Source organism: Leptolyngbya sp. FACHB-8, from assembly GCF_014695575.1.
GTDB lineage: Bacteria > Cyanobacteriota > Cyanobacteriia > Elainellales > Elainellaceae > Vacuolonema.
Map to the genome: position 1 here is coordinate 15759 of NZ_JACJOO010000081.1, position 20979 is coordinate 36737.

Here is a 20979-nt window from a genome sequence, read left to right on the forward strand (position 1 = left end):
GAAATGACCCTTTTAGTCGGCCTCAAAGTACGTCCTAACTAACCTCAGTTCGGGATAAGCTGAAGTGCTCATTTTGGCGTGCGCGAAGCGCACGCCAAAATGAGCGTTTTCAAGTGCCGCGCAACGCGCGGCACTTGAAAACGCCCTTAACCCGAACTCAGGTTAACTAACAACATGTTCGCCATTTTTCTCAAGCCCTTGGGAAAAATGATGAAGGTATTGAACTAACGCAAAGGCTATATAAGAAATGGCGTGGTGTAAAGCACCACGCCATTTCCTACGGATTCAAAGGATGAAATCTAGAGAGGGGTAACGCTAGCGATCTTGCCACCCTGACGCTGCACCCGTTGCATGTGAACGGTCAGCTCTTCATAAGGAACAATCACCGACTTGTTAACCCGGCGTACTTTGGGATAGCCTGGCCCGGCAATGCCAGCAACCTCAATGCGGTAGAGCTGGCTGGAGAAGGCTTTGGAACCCCCAAAGGCACTGTAAGACGCATTCCCTTTTGCGGAAGCCTGGTAGGCAAAGCCACCCGCTCCACCAGAAGGAGGCACCACAGTAGACGCAGCATTACGAGCCAGCGCATTTACCAGGCGAGGGCTACCACCCGCGAACTGGGCGCTATCGCTGCTCGCATAACCGCGATACAGAGCAAATAGGTTGGCAAAGCCCGAGGACTTTTGGTCAACCCCAGTGGTTACCAGGTCTTGGTAGAAAGGCACAATATTTTCGCCGAAGAAGGCATCGTACTCAGCAGAATCGATGTAGGAATCGATATCGGCATCGTAGCCTTCGTTCTGATAGCGATCCAGGTGCTCAGAAATTTCTGCCTGGTCATAGGGAGCCCGACCCAGGAGGTGCTTGAAGTTCAGCTCAATGGTGCGGCTCTGGAAGCTGCTGTGGAAAAACTTCTCTTTGTACAGGCTGGATTTGGCCACCTGCCGCACGAATTCCCGTACGGTGATTTTGCGATCGCGCAGCAAAGACTCAGCAATCACCAGTCGCTCTGACTTGAGCAGATGGGGATTGCCCAATACTTGCTGGTAAACCGCTTGAATAACGGCCTCGATCTCACCTTGGGTCGCATTGGGGCGCAACTCTATAGGGGATGCATCGCCAAATGCAGAGGTTCCTAAACGACCTGCCGCTGTTGTAATAGCCACCGATAAGTTCTCCTTCAGTAATCATTGATGGGATTAACCGCCTGGATTGGTATGGGTTTTATACCAATCCAGGGTTGGGGGTCTAGACTGACGTAACGCTGACCACTTTCTTCCCAGCGCGGTTGAGTTGTTGCAGCTTGGTAGTCAGTTGGTCATAGGGTACGAGCAGTTCTACCGTGCTCTGCCGCACAACGGCCGAGTTGGGGGAAGCCGACTGCTGGACACGGAGCCGATAGACATCACCCCGGCTACCGCCGACGGCACCCGACAGAGTACCGGACGTTGGAACGCTGACGGGGGAAGCCACATTCCGGGCTACATCCCAGGTAAGCTTGGGTTGCTTTTGGCCCTGAGAGCGATCGCTGTTGGCATAGCCACGGTAGAGGTGAAGCAGACGGCTAAAGCCAACCGCCCGGCTACCGGGATGATCTACCTGAAAATCGCGGTAATGGGGAACCACGTGATCGCCAAAGCTATTCTGATATTCCTCAGAGCTGATGTAGGAATCAATCTCTGCTTCGTAGCCCTGGTTGATGTAGATATCCAGATGAGAAGAAATTTCTTCTTGATCGTAAGGAGCCCGTCCCAACAGGTGCTTAAAGTTCAATTCAATAAACCGCACATGGAAGTTGGGATAGAAGAACTTCTCCCGGTAGAGGTCGGATAAAGCGATCGCCCGCACAAAATCACGAACGGTGATGCTGCCCTGACGCAGTAGGGATTCGGGACCGACGAGGCGATCGCGCTCCATCAGGTGCTCGTTCCCTAAAACCTGGCGATAGGCTGCCCAAATTACCGCTTGCACATCGTCTTCAGTACGCTTAGCCCGCAGTTCAACGGGTTTCACATCTTCAAACGGTTTAATACCTAGTTTTGATGCTTCTTGTAATCCAGCCATATTTGCTTCCCCACTAAGATGATGAAGTAAGAACTTTTCCGTGATTCTTAAGGTGTTTGAAAAATTAACGCTGCAAATAACGGCACGTCAAAATAGCCACATAAAATGGCACTGCATTCCATTTAATGAAAGCCGTTATTTGTGAAGTCACGAACAATCAGATTCGTTTCATCAACCTCATTTCTCCAGGATATCTAAGTGGATTGAATACACCTTGAAAGTAAATTGCCTACAACCGACAGGGTATCGACAACAATCAAAGGTGTGCGAGTGTTCCCGCCCACAAATATGCTGGAAAAGTTGGACCTTAACCCGATCAGTCAAGAACCCATAGGTTTTTGAACTGCCCTGATTAAACCAATCTATTTGTGCATATTTTGTGCAAATATTTTTCTTGCAAGGCGGAGTTAATTAAGAAATATGAAGAAAAACTACACTTCACCACAAGAATTTTGATCAAGTGATAGAGCTGAAAAGCTAGATGGACGGATGTTCTTCGCCGCATCTAGCTTTTCAGCTCGGTTTAAAAAACTGAAGACAAACTCACAAAAATATGAGGCTGGCAAAAATTAAAAGCTTAATATTTCTTCAAAAAGTTCTAACAATTAAAGTCTGTAACATTTTACCGAGCAGATACAGATTGGGTTCGCTGATCCCCTTATGATGTTCGAAATACTCTTGCAAGTTTAGTAAGTTGGGAGTTTATGTAAACGTGGCTATTCCTCTATTAGCGTATCCTCCTTCCTGTCCCAATCAGCGCGTCGACGCGCTGGGGGCAAGGGACGATGAAGCCATTATTTACTCCACTGATGATTGCTACTCCCCATCCGAAGTAGACAATTTAATCAACGCAGCCTATCGTCAAATCTTTTTCCATGCCTTTGCATGGGATCGTGAAGTTGCCCTTGAATCTCAGTTGCGTAATCGGCAAATTACTGTCCGGGATTTCATCCGTGGATTGTTGTTATCCAAAACCTTTATCGACAGTTTCTACAATAAGAACAGCAACTACCGCTTCGTTGAACATTGCGTTGAAAAGGTCTTAGGACGCAAAGTTTACAATGAGCGTGAAAAAATCGCCTGGTCAGCTGTTGTCATGACCAAAGGTGTGAAAGGCTTTGTGGATGAACTCCTTAACAGCGATGAGTACATCGATAACTTTGGTGAGAACACAGTTCCTTACCATCGTCGTCGTCTCCTACCTAGCCGTGAGCTTGGCGAGATTCCCTTTAACATCACCTCGCCCCGCTACGACGCCTACTACCGTAACCAATTGGGCTTCCCCCAAACCATTTGGCAAGATGTGGTACGCAGCTACAAGCCCTACGACCAAAAGCCCAAGAGTGGCGATCCTGCACTGTTTTCCAAGATGGCCCGCAGCCTGGCTCCGGTGTCTCCTTCTCCGGCTCGACGCTCTGTTTACGACATCGATATCGCAAATGCGGTTCCCTATCGTAAACGGTAAGCTGTCATAGCTCAAAAGAAGAGGGTGGGGTACCAAGTACCCCACCCTCTTCTACTAACGTTCGACTGGATGTTGACCATAATAAGGCACGACTGATGCCCATTCTCGGCGATCGCCCCTCTGCCACATTCCATAACCTAACTGCAAAACATCTAGAGTCGTGTGTCCCAATCCCCCTTCAACGGTAATCACCTCACAAGGGTGTGCGTGTTGAGATAACTGCGTCTTCCAATCTTCAGGGGAAAGAACCCGATCGCCTGCCACTTCTTTTAACTGCCCTGATTCCCAGGCAAAAATGGCCGTGTGGAGTTGGCCCCGCTGGGCAGGGAGGGCGATCGCTAGGTAAGGTTGTTCTGGTTGTCCGGAGAATTTCTGTTGGTAAGTGTGATGAGCGATCGCGGCCAGGGACGAAATGCCATATAGAGGAATGTTGAGTTGCTGAGCCAGCGTTCGGGCCGTTACTACACCAATACGAGTTCCGGTAAAACTGCCAGGCCCAGTGGCAACTGCCATAAACTTTAGATCAGCCCAGATTTGGGGCTTCAAAAATTCCGCTAACTTACCGTGCAGGTGAGTTGATAGGTCTCGCCCCAAGTCCCACGCCTGTTGGCGATCGTCCCCGGCAAAGTTGCTCAGGGCCAGCCCCAGATCAGGGCTGCTGGTATGTAGGGCAAGGGCGTAGAATACGTCGGTCATGAGCGATTACCGTTGCAGCGAAGCAGCTCCCAGATAGAGTTCACCCACTTTGGGGTCATTCAGGAGGTCAGGGCCAGGGCCTTCGAAGCGATCGCGCCCTGAGTCCAGCACATATCCTCGATGGGCCATAGCAAGCGCTTTACGGGCATTTTGCTCAACCAGCATAATGGCCATTCCCATCTGATTAATCTGCCGTACTCGCTCAAATACCTCGTTCACCAAAATGGGTGATAACGCCGCGGATGGCTCATCCAGAATTAACAGTTGTGGATCGAGCATCAGGGCCCGGCTCATCGCCAGTTGTTGCCGTTCACCGCCCGAAAGCGTTCCGGCTTTCTGGTGCCGCCGCTCTGCCAGTACCGGAAAGGCGTCAAAAATGCGTTGCTTTAAGGGAGCCAGCGGCGTATTGCGGGTAAACGCTCCCATTTCCAGATTTTCTTCAACGGTTAGCGATGGAAACACGTTGGCAATCTGTGGCACATAGCACATGCCCCGCTGCACAATCTGGTCAGACTTTAGGCCCGCAATGGATCGCCCCTGAAAGGTAATGGTGCCTTGATTGGGGGTGAGCAACCCAAAAATCGTCTTCGCCAGGGTCGATTTTCCTGCGCCATTGGGGCCAATCACGGCCACCAATTCCCCAGGGTAGATCCGGAAGTTGATCCCCTGCAAAATATTCAGATCCTTAATGTAACCAGCGTACACATCTTCAACGATGAGAATGGGATCGCTCATGGCAGAGGCTAAAATTCAACAGGGTTAAAATTATTGTTTCGTTGAGCTGGATTTTCAGTAGATCTCGCATGAAAATTCAAGCCCCACAGCATTTCTCATTTGGGTAAGACACAGAGAAGGGGTTTAGGCGTGTCCCATATCCTTCCCTGTGTCTTACCCAAATGAGAAGGGGTATCCGTTGAATTACCATGCACGATGCACACGGTAATTCAACCTGAATTTAGCTTGGCGTGCTTTGCAAATCGGGCCGCTCTTCGGGAACGATCGCACCTTCCACCGGGCACACTTGCAGACAAATGCCGCAATCAATACAGGTAGAAAAATCGATCCAGTACCAGTCGGTACCCTGGGTATTCTTGCCGGGGCCGGGGTGGATGCAGGCAACAGGGCACGCGTCTACGCAGTCGGCCACGCCTTCGCAGGTGTTCGTCACAATTGTGTGGGGCATGGTGTCTCGTCTCAGGAAATCGGCTTGTTACAAACGGTTCATACTTCAGCCTAACAGGTCTGTCCTAGTTCTAGCCTGCCTTATTTAACTGCAATTCGGGATAAGCCAAAATGGGCTTTTTTAAGGAGCGCAAAGTGCGCCTCGAAAGCGCTCAATTTGGCGTGCGCAAAGCGCACGCCAAATTGAGCGCTTCAGCTTATCCCGAACTGAGGTTATCGAAGTGTTGCTGTGCTGGAACTCCTGTGGCAGTGTCGTTGGATGCAACAACGCTGCCGCAAGGGTTTTTAGCCTATTAGGGGCTAAACGAACGCAACCCAGATGTTCCTAAGAACATCCGGGTCTGGTCCTCTTGCAGAAAGGGTCAAGATCGTAGCGTTTCTACATCTACGCTGCCATCTGCTTTTACCCAGGCGATCTGGCGAATACGGCGATCGCGCCCATAGTTCCGCACCTCATCGGCCGATGACCCCAACCCCAACTCCATCTCCACACAGACAGAATCGGATTGCCGGAGATGCTTTGCATGGGCAAAGGCCGCTCCCATTGCCTCAGGGGTTTGGGGAACCACCAGCCAATCCACTTCAGCCGTTTGCAGGGGGAGCTGCCCCGATGGCAGGAGCACCTGATGCAGATCTTCGATATTAAATACAAACCCGATACCGGGGCTGCTTTGTCCCTGGGGATGGTAAAGACCCAAGAGTTGATCGTAGCGTCCGCCTTGTGCCAAAATTCGCCGTCCGCTTTCGGGTGAGCTGACCACTTCAAAGACAATTCCAGTGTAGTAATCGAAGGTTTGGATCAGGCTCAAATCTAGAATGAGCGAGGGAAGCACTGTGCCTGCGTCCTGGTCTTCTAGCAGCTCAACCAGGGCTTTAAGCCGCAGCACCATCTCCTGCTGGCTCTCGTCCAATGGCAGGCTGGAAACCCGTTGTAGCACATCCTGAGGGCGACCTCGCAAATCCAGTAGCAGCAGGGCACGATCGCGCAACTCTGGCGACAGCGGCAGAGCCTCTAACCCAATGCGATCAAGGGTAGCGATCGCTTCCCGCACATCCTTACGCACCGCTTCGGGAAAGGCTGAGAAGAGCGATCGCGTCAGTCCTGCTTCTCCCAGAACCAGGTGGCAACTCTCCAGGTTCAGGTTTTGCACACAGTCGCTCAGGAGCCACAGCACTTCAGCATCAGCGGCTACACTTCCAGCCCCCAACAACTCGACGCCCGCCTGGTAGTACTCCTGCTGACGGTTGAAGTCGTCCTGGAGCGATCGCCGAAACACATTCGCGTTGTAGTAGAAGCGCAACGGCTCAGCCGCCCCAGCCATACGAGTTGCTGCTGCCCGAGCGATCGATGCGGTGAGTTCGGGCCGCATTCCCAACTCTTCATCGCGGTCCTGGAGCTGAATCACCGTAGATCGCTCAATGGCACCACCTGCCATGAGCGTGTCCATCCGCTCTAGCGTTGAGGTAATAATGCGGTGATAACCCCACCGATGGAAAACCTGTTGCAGGCGATCTTCAATCCATCGTTTTTGTGCAACATCGACCGGGAATAAATCCCGCGCCCCCGTGGGCGGTTGATAAACCATTATTTTTTCTTCCCACCAAATAGGCCGAATAGGCCGCCACCTTCTGATTTTCCACTTTTTGGTGGCGTTTTGGCTCCCTTTGCTGGAGCGTTATGCTGGGGAGCGGCAGCCGCGCTCTGGTTGTTAGGGTCGAGGCGCTTCATCCCCTGCTGCGCAACCGTATCCTGCGGGTTGATCTCCAGTGCTTTGCGGAAGTGAATCTTGGCCATTGTGGCCTGGTTGGCCTTCATGTACACCACCCCCAGCCGACAGTGGGTCGTGCCGTTTTGGGGATCAATCTGCAAACCATCCCGCAGCTCCTTAATGGCTGCGGTGTAATTTTGCTTGTTTTCAAATTCCTGAGCCCGCCGTAGGTAGGATGCCACAATGGACTCCCGTGTGGGCGCAGTTTTCTGAGCAGTCGCTGTGGGAGCTGCAGTAGCCGCAGGGCTGCTCCCTGTAGCGGCTGTCCCAGCGGCAGCGCTTTGCGCGGGGCGTGGCCCACCCATCGCTGGCATGTCGCCTTCGCTGGCCTTCCGCATCAGGTAGATCATGTTCAACTCACTGATCTGCCCGGTCAGCTCAAGGGTTCTGTCTAGATGGTGATACTGTTCACTCGCCAGCGATTTAAGGGCATTCTGATACGCCGCTTCGATCGCGCCTCGCTCGGTGGCAAGCTTGCGGGCAACGTCGCTGGACAACATAATGGTGTCCTGCTGACGTAAGGCCTGTTGCCCTTTCAGCTTGAGAAGCAGCTGATATTCGGTGTAATTTTTTTCGTCGGAAAGCTTTTCGTAAGCCGGGTTCACCATTTTGGAGAGAAACTCGGCGGCACGTTTGCGATCGCTTTCACTTTCCTTAGCGCAACTATCCGGATGGAGGCGACGCGCGAGCTTCAGATAATGCTTGCGAATGTCTTTCGGTTCCGCATCAACCGGCACGCCCAAAACAGCGTGATAATCGGTGAATTCGGCAGTAAATAGACCTTGCTCAATCTTGAATAACATGCCGGGGGGACTCGAATTGACTTTGCAAAAGGCTTTAATCAGTTTACTTCGCTAACCTGTATTCTAGGTATTCGTTCGGACAAAATCCGATAAAGGTTTGAAGTTTATCAACGATTTACTTAGCTCTTCATGAATGCTTCCATTTGTGGCCAGAATACGGCCAGAATGCATATCCCAAGGGCTCTGATCATAGGCCGTTACCCGGCCTCCCGCTTCTTCGACTAACATAACTCCTGCCACCATATCCCAGGGGGAAAGGCCCCGTTCCCAGTAGCCATCCAAACGCCCACAGGCAACATAGGCCAGGTCCAGGGCTGCGGCTCCTGCTCGTCGAACACCATGGGTGAGGTCAGTCAAATGACAAAATTCGGAATAATTATTATCCGAAGTTTGGCGGCGATCGTAGGCAAATCCAGTGACGAGCAAACTTTCTTGAAGCGAGTCGGTTTCAGAGACTTGCATGGGTTGACGGTTTCGCCATGCACCTAACCCTTTCCCTGCCTGAAACAATTCCTGCCGCATGGGGTCATAAATGACACCTAGATAGGGCACGCCTTCCACAAGTAAACCAATAGACACCGCAAAGACGGGATATTGATGGGCATAGTTTGTGGTGCCATCCAGAGGGTCGATCGCCCACAGATAAGGGCTCTCTGCGTTACCTAAGCGCCCCCCTTCTTCTGCCAGAATGGCATGGTCAGGATAATGTCGGGTCAGTACTTCGAGAATGGCAGCTTCTGCGGCATGATCGGCCTCAGTGACCAAGTTGCCCGATGCTCCTTTTTTCTGGATGGATTCTAATTTGCCAAAGTGCGATCGCAAAATAGCTCCAGCAGTCAGAGCCGCTTCTGAAGCAATATCCAAATGGCAGCGCAGTTGATCGGGCGTCAGCATAGGAATGGCGAATGAAGGATTCAGGGAGAGCACGGATAAACCCTTATGAATCATAGAGCCTCCTGCTTCCGAAATTCTCCCGGGGTTTGGTGCAGCGGTGCTGTTGCACTCCAGATACCCCGCTGTAAAAGGCGGGCTTTTTCCTGGGCCGCAATCAGTCGCTGCTCATAACGGGTGGAGCGGGTGCCGGAGGAGAACGCCATGCTCCCCTGTGCTAATGCCCATCCCTCGGTCACAAGTTTTTCGTTGATGAGCTCATGACCCAACCATACGTAGGCTGCTTTACGGCCGTAAGCATCCTGGAGCGTGCCGTCAAATTCCAGTCTTATCGTTTGGCCTTTCAACCACTGTTCCAGTTGATGGGTCGCCTCTGGACCCCAGGGTTCTTGCCGTGAGTCAGGGGCATCAATGCCTAATAACCGCACGGATTCTGCCAGGGGCGATCGCGCACTCGACACTTCTAGAGATTGACCACTGTGAACGGCAGCTACCCGCACCAGCTCATCGACGGGAGGCGATGCAGCGGGTGAACGCCCTCCCACCAGCAGTAACCCACAGGTCACTACAGCGATGAGAAAAAGCTGAATCAGTAAGGCCGCAGTTCGAACCATCAGTCGCGAAACATCCTGAGTTGCGATCGCCCTTATGGTTCCCTCGCTTCTGGTTAGGAAAAGCCGTAAATACCCTTATTTCCTGATGTTCATTTCTGCAACCGAATTTCCGCGAATATCGTGACCTACCAAGTTGACCTAACCCCGAAAGTGATGAGGGGGGCATGTTGTGCCCCCCTCATCACTTTCCCAAACCAGGGTGTGTCTTAAAGTTGGTTGCAAAGTCATTTTTTCGTGTGCTTCGTGCACGAAAAAATGACCTTGACAGACCTTACTCTTCATCTAACGGTAATCCTCTCCGCACTTTGCCCCGTCCGAAGTAGCGACCAAATTGCAGTTCGTAAACCTCATCTTCGTCCTGGGTTTCAACCACCAGTTCTGAGCAAGCATAGCTAACGCAGAGCAGTGCATAGCCACGGGCACGTAATTCAGGGGAAAGACCCATGGCCTCGGGTTGGCGCAGGTCGCCAGAAACGACACGCACAGCGCAAGCGGTGCAGGCTCCGTTGCGGCAGGAGAAGGGCAGCTCGACACCCTGCTCTTCGGCCGATTGAAGGATATAGCGATCGCCCGGCACTTCCACAGTGTGATGCGTTCCCTGTTGGCGATAGTGGATGTGAACCGGATATAACTTGGGCATAATCAGCGGCTTGCTCGTTGGCACAACTCAAATAAGATCCATTCGTCATCATATCCTTACTGCCTGCTTTGTGCGGAGAGCGCGGAGCTAGTTCTATCCTCTCTACAGAAAATAGATGTAGGACTTATGCATTCTTTTGTATGGGTTGCGAAGCACCTCACATATAAAAGAATGCATAAGTTCTCAGGTATTCCGTGGAGAAAGCTTGCTGCTAGTTTTGGCATAAATTCAGGACTTACGCATTTGTGTTGTAGGTGGGGTGCGAAGCACCCCACCTACAACACAAATACACTACAGATAGCGGGCTTGCGTAAGTCCTGAAATTTTTGGAGAAACCAAGATTCCCTCGGGAATTTATGCCAAAACTAGCAATTTCAAAAAAATACTTTGCTTGTGACCTCCTTCTCTGCTACTATCAAAACTCGGAATTGAATAAATAACTTTTCACCTCCTGGCCCTTCTAAAAAGAGTGCTAAATGCGGTGAACCCCCCTGGAGAGATGGCCGAGCGGTTGAAGGCGCAGCACTGGAAATGCTGTTTAGGGGTGACTCTAACGAGGGTTCGAATCCCTCTCTCTCCGTTTGATAGCTGAAGACGCAGTTACGAGTAAGAAGGCAGTGGTTAACCCACTGCCTTCTTTACTAGTACGCTGAGGCGGAAATCCATCACCTATGTTTTTGTGTAGGGTGCGAAGCACCCTACACAAAAACATAGTTTGCGAACTTAGGCCTCAGCCTACTAGTCCACAATGGTTTGGGTAGATGTGAATTCTCAGGAGGGATGGCCTCAACTCTCTCTCCTGAAAATTCACATCTGCCCCGGCACCTAACGGCTTAAGGAGATTTCCAACAATGAAATTACCCCCAAGATGTTGGTGCTTTGCCCGCGAAGCGGGCAAAGCACCAACATCTTGGGTAGATTCTTATGCAGAAACCTCCTAAGTCTGCCTATGTTTGATTTCTGCTGCTAGTCGTTCACTAAAAGAACTTTGAGGGGGTAATGCGCGAAGCACACTGCATCAACCCCTCAAAGTTCCTCAACGTGTCAAAGTTCGCCTGGCGAACAACTAGGGAAATTAATCCTCAACCTGGCAGACTCGCCGCATTTGGAGCACATCACTCATCTTGCGAATTTGCGTGAATGTGCGCTCCAACTGGGCATGGTCCTGAATGTCAATTCCCAGGTTGATAATGGCAGTCTGACCGGGGAAGGTTTTGACCTGGGCACTACGCACGTTGATGTTATGGTCGCTGAGGCGGGACAGAATATCCTTAAGAACCCCAACCCGGTCAATTACCTCAATTTGAATTTCAACAGGATAGGTATGGGGACGACTGTCGTGCTCAGACGCGACGTTCCAGCTAACTGGGATGAGGCGATCGCCCGGGATATGGTCTACATTGCTACATCCCTGACGGTGGATAGAAATGCCGCGACTGCCCATCGTCACAATACCAATAATCGGCTCCCCAGGAATGGGATTGCAGCAACCCGCCAGGCCATAAAGCAACCCTTCAACTCCCACGATAGGTGAATCGCTGGAACGGTTGACTGGGCGAGCCGGTTGGGTGGTAGGCAGTGGGATCAGGTTGTTAATGTCTTCCTGATGGCTGGCAGGTGCGATAGGTTGGCGAGCTTTGATCTCCTCCCGCAGGCGATTGACTACTAGGTTGAGGGTGATCTCGCCATAACCAAGAGCCGCTAGCAGATCATCGACACTGTGATAGTTACATCGCTCAGCAGCGGCATGGCAAGGTTCTGACTTGAGCAGGGCATCAAATCCCTGTTTGCCCAATTCCTTCTCCAGTAGATCACGGCCCCGCTGTACATTCTGTTCTCGATAGGATCGCTTATACCATTGGCGAATACGGTTGCGCGCCCCGGCGGTGACGGTGAAGTTGAGCCAATCCAGGCTGGGGTGTGAGTTCTTATGGGTAATGATTTCGACGATGTCGCCATTCTTCAACTGAGTTTCCAGGGGCGCCATGCGTCCGTTGATTTTGGCTCCAGCGCAATGGTTCCCAACTTCGGTGTGAATGCGATATGCGAAATCTACTGGAGTCGCCTTCTGGCTTAAGGCAATAACATCACCACCGGGTGTAAAAACGAATACCTCATCATCAAAAAGGTTTGTGCGAATATTATCGAGGTATTCCTGAGCGTCTTTCAGATCACTCGGCCAATCCAGGAGTTGCCGCAGCCAGGTGAACTTTTCGTCATCAGAGGAGAGCTTGCTTGCCGAGTGCCCAGCCTCCTTATACTTCCAGTGGGCGGCGATCCCGTACTCAGCAATGTGGTGCATTTCCTCGGTACGAATCTGCACTTCAATGGGACGCCCATTCGGGCCAATCACGACCGTGTGAAGGGATTGGTAGCGGTTGGGTTTGGGAAGCCCAATATAGTCCTTGAAGCGACCAGGAACGGGGCGGAACTGGTTGTGGACGATCGCCAAACTTCGGTAACACTCTTCGGCAGCTTTGACAATAATGCGAATCGCAGTGATGTCGTAGATTTCGTGGAATTCTTTCTGCTGTCGCTGCATCTTCTGGTAAATGCCATAGAGATGCTTTGGACGTCCATTAATTTCTGCGATCTTGATCCCCGCTTGAGCTAGCTCAGGACGAAGAAGCTCCACCGCTTCGTCTAAATAGGCTTCGCGGTCAGCCCGCTTCTCTATAACTAGATTTTGGATGCCTCGATACGCTTCTGGCTCCAGGTATTTGAAGGATAGGTCTTCCAACTCCCACTTAAAGCGTCCGATCCCCAAACGGTTAGCCAGGGGAGCGAAGATATCCAGGGTTTCCTGGGCAATGCGGCGACGCTTGCTATCAGGCAGATGTTCCAAAGTACGCATGTTATGAAGCCGATCTGCCAACTTCACCACAATCACCCGAATGTCCTGGGCCATCGCCAGGAACATGCGCCGGAAGTTTTCGGCCTGCCTCTCGGTTTTGCTGGAGAAGTTGAATTTTGAAAGCTTTGTGACTCCTTCCACAAGATGTCGTACATCTGAGCCGAAGCGCTTTTCCAGTTCTTCAGGGGTGACGTCAGTGTCCTCGACGACGTCGTGCAGGAAACCTGCGGCAATCATGGCACTGCTGCCGCCCAAATCTCGCAGCAATCCCGCCACAGCGACAGGATGGGCAATGTAAGGCTCACCCGATGCTCGTCGTTGGCCTTCGTGCAGGCTATAGGCAAACTGAAACGCCTCACACACCAGGGATCGATCGGCCTCGGGGTGCTCTGTCGGTTCGAGAGTCGGCGATCGTTCCGACAACAAGCACGATTGCAGCCAGTCGGGTAACACAATATCGAATGGAATAGCAGAGGCCACTACCATAAGGCAACTCCTGAACGCAGGGCGGAGGGTAAATGCGAATTAAAATCTAAAACAGAAATTTGTAGATCTAATGTTCTATAGGTAGATGTAGAATAGTAGAGTTTGGGGAGTCCAAATTCTAATTTCTGGTATTGAAAGGTGAATCGTAGCAGCGCTGCCGAGAGCGATCGCTGGATGAGGAGTTGAATTGGATTGTTCCCCATGGCGGCCAGAAAGCGACAGGCCAGAGGAAACGGAGTGAAAGGATTACGTTAATGTAGCAGCTTGCCCGTATGGGAAAACCACTTCCAATTCTTGTTTTATAAGTATATACAGACTTCTTTACATTCGCTTAATTTCGCGCTCACAATCTCGTAACAAGCGCTACACGGGGATCGCTAACAACAGGCTTGATGCTTCCCTTTCCCCTGAAAATGGCGTAAGACATGCAGCGGCATCATCGATAATTGGGCAGAGACTAACCTCTTGATTTATCCCCCGCCCCTATGCCGTTATGAGCATATTGCCAGAGCCTCTCCACCAGCCTTATGTTGACCTGCGGCAGATGCTAGACGCGATGCAGGCGATCGCCCAACCCGCCCTAATGGCTCCATCTTCTCTACATACTAGCGCTCTCCAAAAAAGCTTTCAGGCTATTCAGCAGCATTTTCAGCAGCAAATTCTGGCAACTTCGGCTGAACTGGAGCTGCCTTCCCTCGTGCAATCCGTTCAGACTGAAATCAACCGGAACTTGCGGCTCTTGAGTACGGATGTGGCATTTCTACAATCAGCACGACAAGTCGCAACTCAACAGCAACGGTTGCAGCAAGTGTGCGATCGCCTCACCAAGCTATTGGAATTTTGCGATGGCGTGTTACAGGGTTAACCGTGTATAGCCTGATACACCTTGACCAGGACACTCTATTTTTGTGGGGTCGCATTCGCTGCGGCTTCTCAAAAATAAGAGCATGTAGCGCTACATCGCATCGCCACTCAACCGAGATCACCGCATCCAGGACCTGCGAGCGTCAAACCAGTGATCGAGTCGTCGGAGCAGCCAGGGGTGTTGGGTTAGTTGGAGGGTCTGCCAGTCCTGGGCGATCGCCTGTACCCCCGAAGCAAAGCTAGGTGAAGGTAGCGGTAGATGTAGGAGCTGCTGCAAAGGAATGCGGTGGCGTTGGGCCATGATAAAGAGGCCTGCCCACTCTTCTGCTTCAGGGCCGAAAACATAGCCGCCCAAGATTCGGCCTGAGGAGTGTACCAAAATTTGGTAATGTCCGGTGATTTGTTGCCGAGTATAAGCTTTGGACCGACTGAGAAAATCCTGGCGAAGACAGTGGTAGTGAGTTCCATACCGTTGTCGGGCCTGGATTTGTGTGAGCCCAAAGGAAACCAGGGGTGGATCTGTAAAAACAACCTGGGGAATATGCCGTCGGGGTATGCGAAAAATGGGCATGAATAGCGCATTTTTGAGCGCAACTTGAGCACCAGCCAGCGTGTCACAGGTATAAATATTCGGGATGCTAGTTTGCATGCGGGCGTTGGTTGGTAAGTTGGCCCCCATCAGTTTTAGGCCAATGCCTTCCAGGTTCAGCGTGCTGACATCGGGGATCGCTGACCCTGTGGCAATCAGGAGGTCACTGGCGATCGCTCCCACCAACGTTTGTACCTGAGCCTGCCCTGCTTCCAGGTGTACCCGTTTAATGGCTGTCGGGGCTATAACTGTAACCCCTTCCGATTCCAAAACTGCCTGAAGTAACCGTGCTGCCTCTGGTTCCTGGTCAGGCAAAAGGGCGGTTTCTGAAATCAGGGTGACATGGTGGCTAAAGCGGGCAAGCAGTTGAGCCAGTTCGCAGGCGATCGCTCCGCCTCCCAGGACTGTAATCCGCCGGGAAGATTGAGTCCAAATATCCGATTCCCAAAGCTCCTCTGGCACAAGGGGGTTGGTGTTATCCAACCCTGGGATGTTGGGCAGAAGGGTGCGGTGGGGGCGGAGAAGCAGGTAGGTGCGCGATCGCAATACTCGCCTGTTGACCCGCAGGCTGACCCAGGGACGGGAGGTAAATTCTGCCTCTCCCTCCAGGACGTCTACCCCGAGGCTGTTGAGATGGGCAATAGAAAGTGCTTCCTGAAAACTCTCGAGCCGCTGCCGAGCCAGCTTCAAAGCGGCCTCTGAAGTACCGGGTAGGATGGCAGTGGAGGTCGCGCTCTGGGTCTGCCCCAACTGGCGAAGTGTATGAAAGGTGAGATCGGCTGTCCAACTCCTTGTAGTTGGTGGCTCAACCAGGGCCACCCGTGCTTTGTAATGGGCTGCTGCTAAGGCTACATCTCGGCCCAAGGAGGAGCCACCTAAAATGATGAGATCGTAATCAACGGCCATGATCCCTGCTACGTTACGTCGAAACCAATCGCTGGAGAGCATCCAGCAAGCGTTGATTTTCAGGTTGGGTGCGAACAGCGACCCGGAAATAGCGATCGCCTAACTCTGCAAAGCTAACGCAATCACGGATTAAAATCTGGTCTTGCTGAAGAAGCTGCCGTTGCAGGGCAATAGCCGAGATTTTTGACTGCACCAACAAAAAATTAGCGGTTCCCGGAAAGGGTTCTAGTCCAGGAATCTTCTGTAACCCTTCGAACAGTTGTGAACGCGCTCCGGACAACCAATTCCAAGTCTGCTGCTGAAAGGTGTGATCCTGAAGGACGGCGATCGCCGCTGCCACAGCTAAGCTATTCACACTCCAGGGGTCGCGCCATTCCTGCCAGGTACGGAGGCGATCGGGGTGGGCGATCGCATAACCCAGTCGCAACCCCGGAAAACTATAAAACTTCGTCAGGGAACCAATGACGACTAGATTGGGGAACTCCATCACCCAACGAGCCACGCTCTCGGCAGGCTCCGGCCCCACAAAATCCATGAAGGCTTCGTCCACAATGACCAGGGAAAATTGGTCCAAAATTGGCCTCAGGGAGGTCCGGGAAAACAGATAACCCGTTGGATTGTGGGGATTATTGATAATTAACCCGGTGCGGCCCGGTAACGCCTGTACTTTGGGAAAGGGTCGAGCCAGATTCCCTGACGATCGATCCAACGGCAATAGCAGAGGAAGGATAGTGCCCTGGTAAGCCGTCAAAGCTCTGGTGTAATCCCCAAAGCCCGGTTTAACCAGGTAGGTTGCATCCAGCTCTGCTAACTCGCGTCCAGCCCAGGTGAGCAGCTCAGCCGCTCCGTTTCCCGGCAAAATCCACTCGGCTGGTATCTTATGCCACTGGCTCAGGGCATGGCGCAATTCTCTATAGCTAGGGTCGGGATAATGACGAAGTTGCTGGAGGTTGGCCTGAATGGCAGCGATCGCGGACTCTGGTGGCCCAAGAGGATTGATGCTGGCAGAAAAATCCAACAGTGAAAGGGGGGAACAGCCTGTCAGCGAAGCTGCCCAGGCTAAGTTCCCCCCATGTGCAGGTTGCGTTCCGTCTAAAAAGCTTGTCACAGGAAACTCTGCACAAATTCCCAGGCTTATTTCTCAGGGGCAACCATTTCCTTAAACAACTTGCCCGCAGAAAACGCAGGCACTTTGGTAGCAGGAATTTCCATCGCTTCCCCAGTTTTGGGGTTGCGGCCTTCACGAGCCTTACGCTCGCGGGGTTCAAAAGAACCAAAGCCGACCAGCGTTACTTTGTCGCCTTGAGATACAGCTTCCATGATGGATTCGATCGCAGCGGACAGGACGCCGTCAGCAACCTTTTTCGTGACGTTGGCCTTCTCGGCAACCTTGTCTACCAGTTCACCTTTGTTCATGAGAATCTCCTTCGAGTTGTTCTAGCAGGATTTGAAATGTCGGCCTCCAGGGAGACCCATGGGCGATCCGTGGCTCGGTTTTAGCACAAAATGGCTGAAACCCTTATGAGCCAGGATTTTCAATGCTTCATTCTAGTTGCAACTGATCGAATGTGGATCGCCAAAACCTTTAATTTATGTAGACTTCCGGAATTTTTCGCCTCATTTTTCCGTTAATCCAAAAAATGACCTTCGGTTTTTGGGCAAAAATCGGCAAATTTAGCCATTAGTAGGCGTCACGGGTAGCCTGCGCGATCAGGCTACCTAACTTCACGTCTATCAAGCTCAAAAGCCCACCCATTCAGTTTTCTGGGCTACGAAATTGATTGATTAGAATCCCTAATTTCAACGAAATTTTTAGCTAAGACACACTGATTTACGGGGGTTTTGCTCAAAAATACAGCTTCGATCATCAGATTTGTCCCTATACGCCTGGCTATTTTCGTTAGGAGATCAGGCAAGAGTGTGTGCAAAGCACACACTCTTGCCTGATCTCCTAACGAAAATAGCTGTCGCTAAAATTGATGCTGAGGTCGTACAAATGTGGATGGGGTGTGGTGAAAGGAGAACAAAGTGCCCCTTTCACCACACCCCATCTATAACTAGGCGATTAGGCCTCTTATGGAGACACAGTCTCCAACTCTTCCTGAAGCACCTGCTCGTAAACCCAGGGCAGGTCGTTAGATAAATCATTGGTCTCAATACCGTGCCCTAAACTTGTCCAGGTCGGAGACAGAATGTAGAGGACCTCATTTAACTGTCCGTCCCGTAAGAGCTGCGATAGGTCAGTTCCCCAGTCTGTCGGGTCACTTAACCAGCCGTAAACAACCTCATCCTGATACTCGGGGGCAAAGCTATATTCCTGCCAGATCCAAAAGCCATCTGGATCGGGATGGTAACGGTGGGCCTGACTTTCCCATGTGGTGGTAATAAACTGATAGCGCCCGGCAGCAGTCGTACAGTCCCCCACATTCGGCCCAGCCACAATCGGTACGCAAAGGTCAGGATGCTGGCTTAAGTCCTCCACATGCTCACCCCCATACAACAGGGAATAGGGCTGAGGGTCGTTGGCCTCGCTGTAAGAAATTGTCCGCATCAATGCCCGAATATAAGGGTCGCCCCCCTCCATCACCAAGGGAGCTGGCTCATATCCTTCCCATCGGGGCTCGTTAATGCTCTGGTTTATATGCCATCCATCGATAAAAACCGCCCCGGCCATCAAAGCCAGGCCCCCCATGACCATAACCCGCTGCATCAAGGGCAGGCGGGCTTCAGAGGCCGTTGTGGGTTCACTGCTACTGGAATCAGCCGGGGAAGTGGAGGAACGCACAGAACCTTTCCAATAAAAGGGCGAGGTTAGTCAAACTTGAACCTACGCCACCTTAGCAAAAAGTTCTCCTACTGGTAGAGGGCTAACGTCCGGTTTTGCGATAATCTCTAACACTTTGTTGCGGGCATTGGGGTCTGACAAGGCTTCTACACAGACCTGTGCTACTTTCTCTCGAGGGATGCGGCCCTCGGATAGGGTGTCTGCTCCCTGCATAACCAGGCCATCCGTGTTGTCAGTATCCAACAGCCCACCGGGACGAACAATGGTGTAGGTCAATCCGCTTTTTTGCAGATACTGTTCTGCTTGCTTCTTCCAAAACAGAATCAACCAGAATGCGTTGAGTGGATGAAAGAATTTAGATGCACAGAGGGAGGATACCAGAACAAATTGGTCGATTTTCTTGTCAACAGAGGCATTGACCAGGTTTTTTGTGCCTTCGAAATCCACCCGATAGGGGCCGCTGGGATCAAAGCTAGGAGGCGCTCCCGTAGCGCAGAGGACGACGGTGCAGTCAGCGATCGCCTCCTTCAATGCCGCCATATCTGATACATCTCCCACAACCAACTCAGCTTGAGGCGGCAACTCTGCCTGGCCCCGCTCTAAACTCCGCACCAAAGCCCGCACCGGGATTCCCCGTGCCACAAGCTGTTCTACGATCCGTCTTCCTGTTCGACCTGTCGCCCCTGCTACAAATGCTTTCATTGTCTTGTCCTAAGAAAGGTTTTTACTAACCCATACACGTTTCCCAGGAATCCAGGCAAATGGAATCTATCGGAGTGAAGAAAAAGGTAGAAGGCAGAGGGCAGGAGGCAGAAGGTAAGACAGGAAAAAGGCAGAGGGTAGAGGGCGAGGGGGAAAGGGTAGAAGGTTTAAGACTGAAAAGCATAGAAGTTGCAAAACAAAACAGTACTGTAACGGTTCTTTGCTCGGCCTCCTGCCCTCTGCCTTAATCTCCTCCTATCGGTAATTCCCCCCGAATTTCTCACCTATTCTTCGGCCTGTTGGATAAAACTTCCGAGATTTTTTCTACTTTTTCCGTAAAACCCTTGTGTTTACATGGTTTTGTACCAAGACTATGCTAGTTTCAGTGGCTTCGTTGCAGGCTGGGGTCTCCCTGATGCGTCTGAAGACTGGCGTTCTGCTTGAAATCAGGGGGTTTCTTCCCCCATCTCCTGCCAGCTTGGCTGGCCGAAATCCTTCGCTGACCGTCCCTGTGAGAAAGCCATGCAAGCAAATTCCTTAGATAATCAATCTATTGATCCCTCATCAGCTTTATTGGGGCTGACAACCTCCTTTGGAGACGTCGGCCGAGAGGCTGGTGAAACTCACGAAGACGCTCCCCCAACTGCCATGGAACCGGTTCATTTCAACGGGTATTACGCCAGTTGCATGGAAATGTGGGCCAATGCCCGTACTGTAGCTGACTACTTGGATGTTCACTCTGAGTGGTTTCGTCGTTGTGCCAGTCCTATGTCTGCTGATCCCTTAGGAAACAATGGTTATGCCCTGACCATTGGTAAATTTGGAGCAATGGGATATGAGGTGGAGCCCAAAGTTGGCCTGCACTTGTTGCCCCAGGATGCTGACGGCTCGTATCGCATCGAGACGATTCCGGTACCCGGCTATACACCACCTGGATACGATGTTGACTTCCGTGCGGTGTTGCAACTTTGCGAACAGCCAGGCCAGAATGGTGCCGGTAAGGGTGCGCCTGATGTTATTACCCGGGTGGAGTGGAAACTGCACCTGGACGTTGCAATCCAGTTTCCGAGGTTTATCCATGCGCTGCCCCACACTCTTATCCAATCAACGGGCGATCGCCTGCTCAATCAAGTCGTGCGGCAGGTCTCCCGACGCCTCACTCACAAGGTGCAAGAAGACTTTCACTCGACCCGTGGCTTGCCGTTCCCGCATCAAGGTCGCAAGTATCCCTGGTCGCGCCATCACACCTCCGCCCTTTCCGGTGAAGACCTGGGGTGATCAGGTTGCCGACAGTCAACCACCCCAACGTTGTGCCACGATTCCAGCCCTAACTCGGTGGACACGGTATGTGAATTAGGCATCCAATAACTGTATATGAAGGAAAAACCCAAAAGATGATGGAATGGATCAGTTCGCTTCATCATTCGTTGGGTTTTCACATTTCAGGGCGTACGCATCTGTGGTGGGCTTGCGTAAGCTCTGACAATACTCAAGTCTCTTAGGATAGGTAAGTTTCGAGTGTATCCTGCACGAAAACTACCCCTCTCTGGGGCATAGTGTTAACAGACAGCAGAGGAAGCAGCTATTCATTCTGTAAGGTGATGGAAGTTGCTTCACATTGTATGGGTTTGCTGTCTTTACGGCGTTGTCGTTGAGGTTTTGCCTGTCG

The 20979-nt window shown here is 51.7% G+C and carries 19 protein-coding genes and 1 tRNA gene; 4 read left to right on the forward strand and 16 right to left on the reverse strand.

The window, feature by feature from the left end; all coding sequences use genetic code 11:
• Positions 1 to 299: 299 nt before the first annotated feature.
• Both H6F91_RS23080 and H6F91_RS23085 read right to left on the reverse strand, forming a co-directional pair.
• Complete coding sequence (locus H6F91_RS23080; protein ID WP_190772678.1) at positions 300 to 1166, reverse strand: phycobilisome rod-core linker polypeptide; 867 nt, start codon at positions 1164 to 1166, stop codon at positions 300 to 302.
• An 82-nt stretch (positions 1167 to 1248) separates the two neighbouring features.
• A complete protein-coding gene (locus H6F91_RS23085; protein ID WP_190772679.1) occupies positions 1249 to 2064 on the reverse strand; it encodes a phycobilisome linker polypeptide in 816 nt (271 codons plus the stop codon).
• A 712-nt stretch (positions 2065 to 2776) separates the two neighbouring features.
• Between H6F91_RS23085 and H6F91_RS23090 the strand changes: the two genes are divergently transcribed.
• Complete coding sequence (locus tag H6F91_RS23090) at positions 2777 to 3529, forward strand: phycobilisome rod-core linker polypeptide (protein WP_190772680.1); 753 nt, start codon at positions 2777 to 2779, stop codon at positions 3527 to 3529.
• Positions 3530 to 3583: 54 nt separating this feature from the next.
• Here the strand turns inward: H6F91_RS23090 and tsaB are convergent, their stop codons facing one another.
• From tsaB to H6F91_RS23130, 8 genes are all read right to left on the reverse strand, one after another.
• Complete coding sequence (tsaB, locus tag H6F91_RS23095) at positions 3584 to 4225, reverse strand: tRNA (adenosine(37)-N6)-threonylcarbamoyltransferase complex dimerization subunit type 1 TsaB (protein ID WP_190772681.1); 642 nt, start codon at positions 4223 to 4225, stop codon at positions 3584 to 3586.
• A gap of 6 nt (positions 4226 to 4231) precedes the next feature.
• Positions 4232 to 4960: an ABC transporter ATP-binding protein gene (locus tag H6F91_RS23100; protein ID WP_190772682.1), complete on the reverse strand. Its 729-nt coding sequence runs from the start codon at positions 4958 to 4960 to the stop codon at positions 4232 to 4234.
• A gap of 220 nt (positions 4961 to 5180) precedes the next feature.
• Positions 5181 to 5408: a ferredoxin family protein gene (locus H6F91_RS23105; RefSeq protein ID WP_190772683.1), complete on the reverse strand. Its 228-nt coding sequence runs from the start codon at positions 5406 to 5408 to the stop codon at positions 5181 to 5183.
• Positions 5409 to 5769: 361 nt separating this feature from the next.
• Positions 5770 to 6993 (reverse strand): ATP phosphoribosyltransferase regulatory subunit, encoded by a 1224-nt coding sequence (locus tag H6F91_RS23110; protein WP_190772684.1) that lies wholly within the window; start codon positions 6991 to 6993, stop codon positions 5770 to 5772.
• Positions 6993 to 7979: a J domain-containing protein gene (locus H6F91_RS23115; RefSeq protein ID WP_190772685.1), complete on the reverse strand. Its 987-nt coding sequence runs from the start codon at positions 7977 to 7979 to the stop codon at positions 6993 to 6995. Before H6F91_RS23115 ends, H6F91_RS23110 begins: the two co-directional genes overlap by 1 nt.
• Positions 7980 to 8042: 63 nt before the next feature.
• Positions 8043 to 8927, reverse strand: a complete 885-nt coding sequence (locus H6F91_RS23120) for an inositol monophosphatase family protein (protein ID WP_347280074.1) — start codon at positions 8925 to 8927, stop codon at positions 8043 to 8045.
• Positions 8924 to 9484 (reverse strand): thermonuclease family protein, encoded by a 561-nt coding sequence (locus tag H6F91_RS23125; protein ID WP_190772686.1) that lies wholly within the window; start codon positions 9482 to 9484, stop codon positions 8924 to 8926. The genes H6F91_RS23120 and H6F91_RS23125 overlap by 4 nt, the downstream gene beginning before the upstream one ends.
• 271 nt (positions 9485 to 9755) lie before the next feature.
• On the reverse strand, positions 9756 to 10124 hold the full coding sequence (locus H6F91_RS23130; protein ID WP_190772687.1) for a 2Fe-2S iron-sulfur cluster-binding protein: 369 nt from the start codon (positions 10122 to 10124) through the stop codon (positions 9756 to 9758).
• 493 nt (positions 10125 to 10617) lie between these two features.
• Between H6F91_RS23130 and H6F91_RS23135 the strand changes: the two genes are divergently transcribed.
• A tRNA-Ser gene (locus H6F91_RS23135) sits at positions 10618 to 10704 on the forward strand.
• A gap of 495 nt (positions 10705 to 11199) precedes the next feature.
• Here H6F91_RS23135 and H6F91_RS23140 read toward each other — a convergent pair.
• Complete coding sequence (locus H6F91_RS23140; protein WP_190772688.1) at positions 11200 to 13464, reverse strand: bifunctional (p)ppGpp synthetase/guanosine-3',5'-bis(diphosphate) 3'-pyrophosphohydrolase; 2265 nt, start codon at positions 13462 to 13464, stop codon at positions 11200 to 11202.
• Between the two features lie 493 nt (positions 13465 to 13957).
• Between H6F91_RS23140 and patD the strand changes: the two genes are divergently transcribed.
• The gene (patD, locus tag H6F91_RS23145; RefSeq protein ID WP_190772689.1) at positions 13958 to 14329 is read left to right on the forward strand and encodes a heterocyst frequency control protein PatD; all 372 of its coding nucleotides are present in this window, start codon (positions 13958 to 13960) and stop codon (positions 14327 to 14329) included.
• Between the two features lie 117 nt (positions 14330 to 14446).
• On the opposite strand, the gene H6F91_RS23150 is transcribed toward patD, so the two are convergent.
• The 5 genes from H6F91_RS23150 to H6F91_RS23170 form a co-directional block, all read right to left on the reverse strand.
• A complete protein-coding gene (locus tag H6F91_RS23150) occupies positions 14447 to 15823 on the reverse strand; it encodes an FAD-dependent oxidoreductase (protein WP_190772690.1) in 1377 nt (458 codons plus the stop codon).
• 13 nt (positions 15824 to 15836) lie between these two features.
• Positions 15837 to 16931: a threonine-phosphate decarboxylase CobD gene (gene cobD / locus H6F91_RS23155; RefSeq protein ID WP_190772691.1), complete on the reverse strand. Its 1095-nt coding sequence runs from the start codon at positions 16929 to 16931 to the stop codon at positions 15837 to 15839.
• A gap of 26 nt (positions 16932 to 16957) precedes the next feature.
• A complete protein-coding gene (locus H6F91_RS23160; RefSeq protein WP_190772692.1) occupies positions 16958 to 17239 on the reverse strand; it encodes an HU family DNA-binding protein in 282 nt (93 codons plus the stop codon).
• Positions 17240 to 17897: 658 nt separating this feature from the next.
• On the reverse strand, positions 17898 to 18608 hold the full coding sequence (locus H6F91_RS23165; protein ID WP_347280075.1) for a glycoside hydrolase family protein: 711 nt from the start codon (positions 18606 to 18608) through the stop codon (positions 17898 to 17900).
• Positions 18609 to 18650: 42 nt separating this feature from the next.
• Positions 18651 to 19310, reverse strand: a complete 660-nt coding sequence (locus H6F91_RS23170; RefSeq protein ID WP_190772693.1) for an SDR family oxidoreductase — start codon at positions 19308 to 19310, stop codon at positions 18651 to 18653.
• A 522-nt stretch (positions 19311 to 19832) separates the two neighbouring features.
• Here H6F91_RS23170 and H6F91_RS23175 point away from each other — a divergent pair.
• A complete protein-coding gene (locus H6F91_RS23175; RefSeq protein ID WP_190772694.1) occupies positions 19833 to 20588 on the forward strand; it encodes a DUF1997 domain-containing protein in 756 nt (251 codons plus the stop codon).
• Positions 20589 to 20979 lie beyond the last annotated feature (391 nt).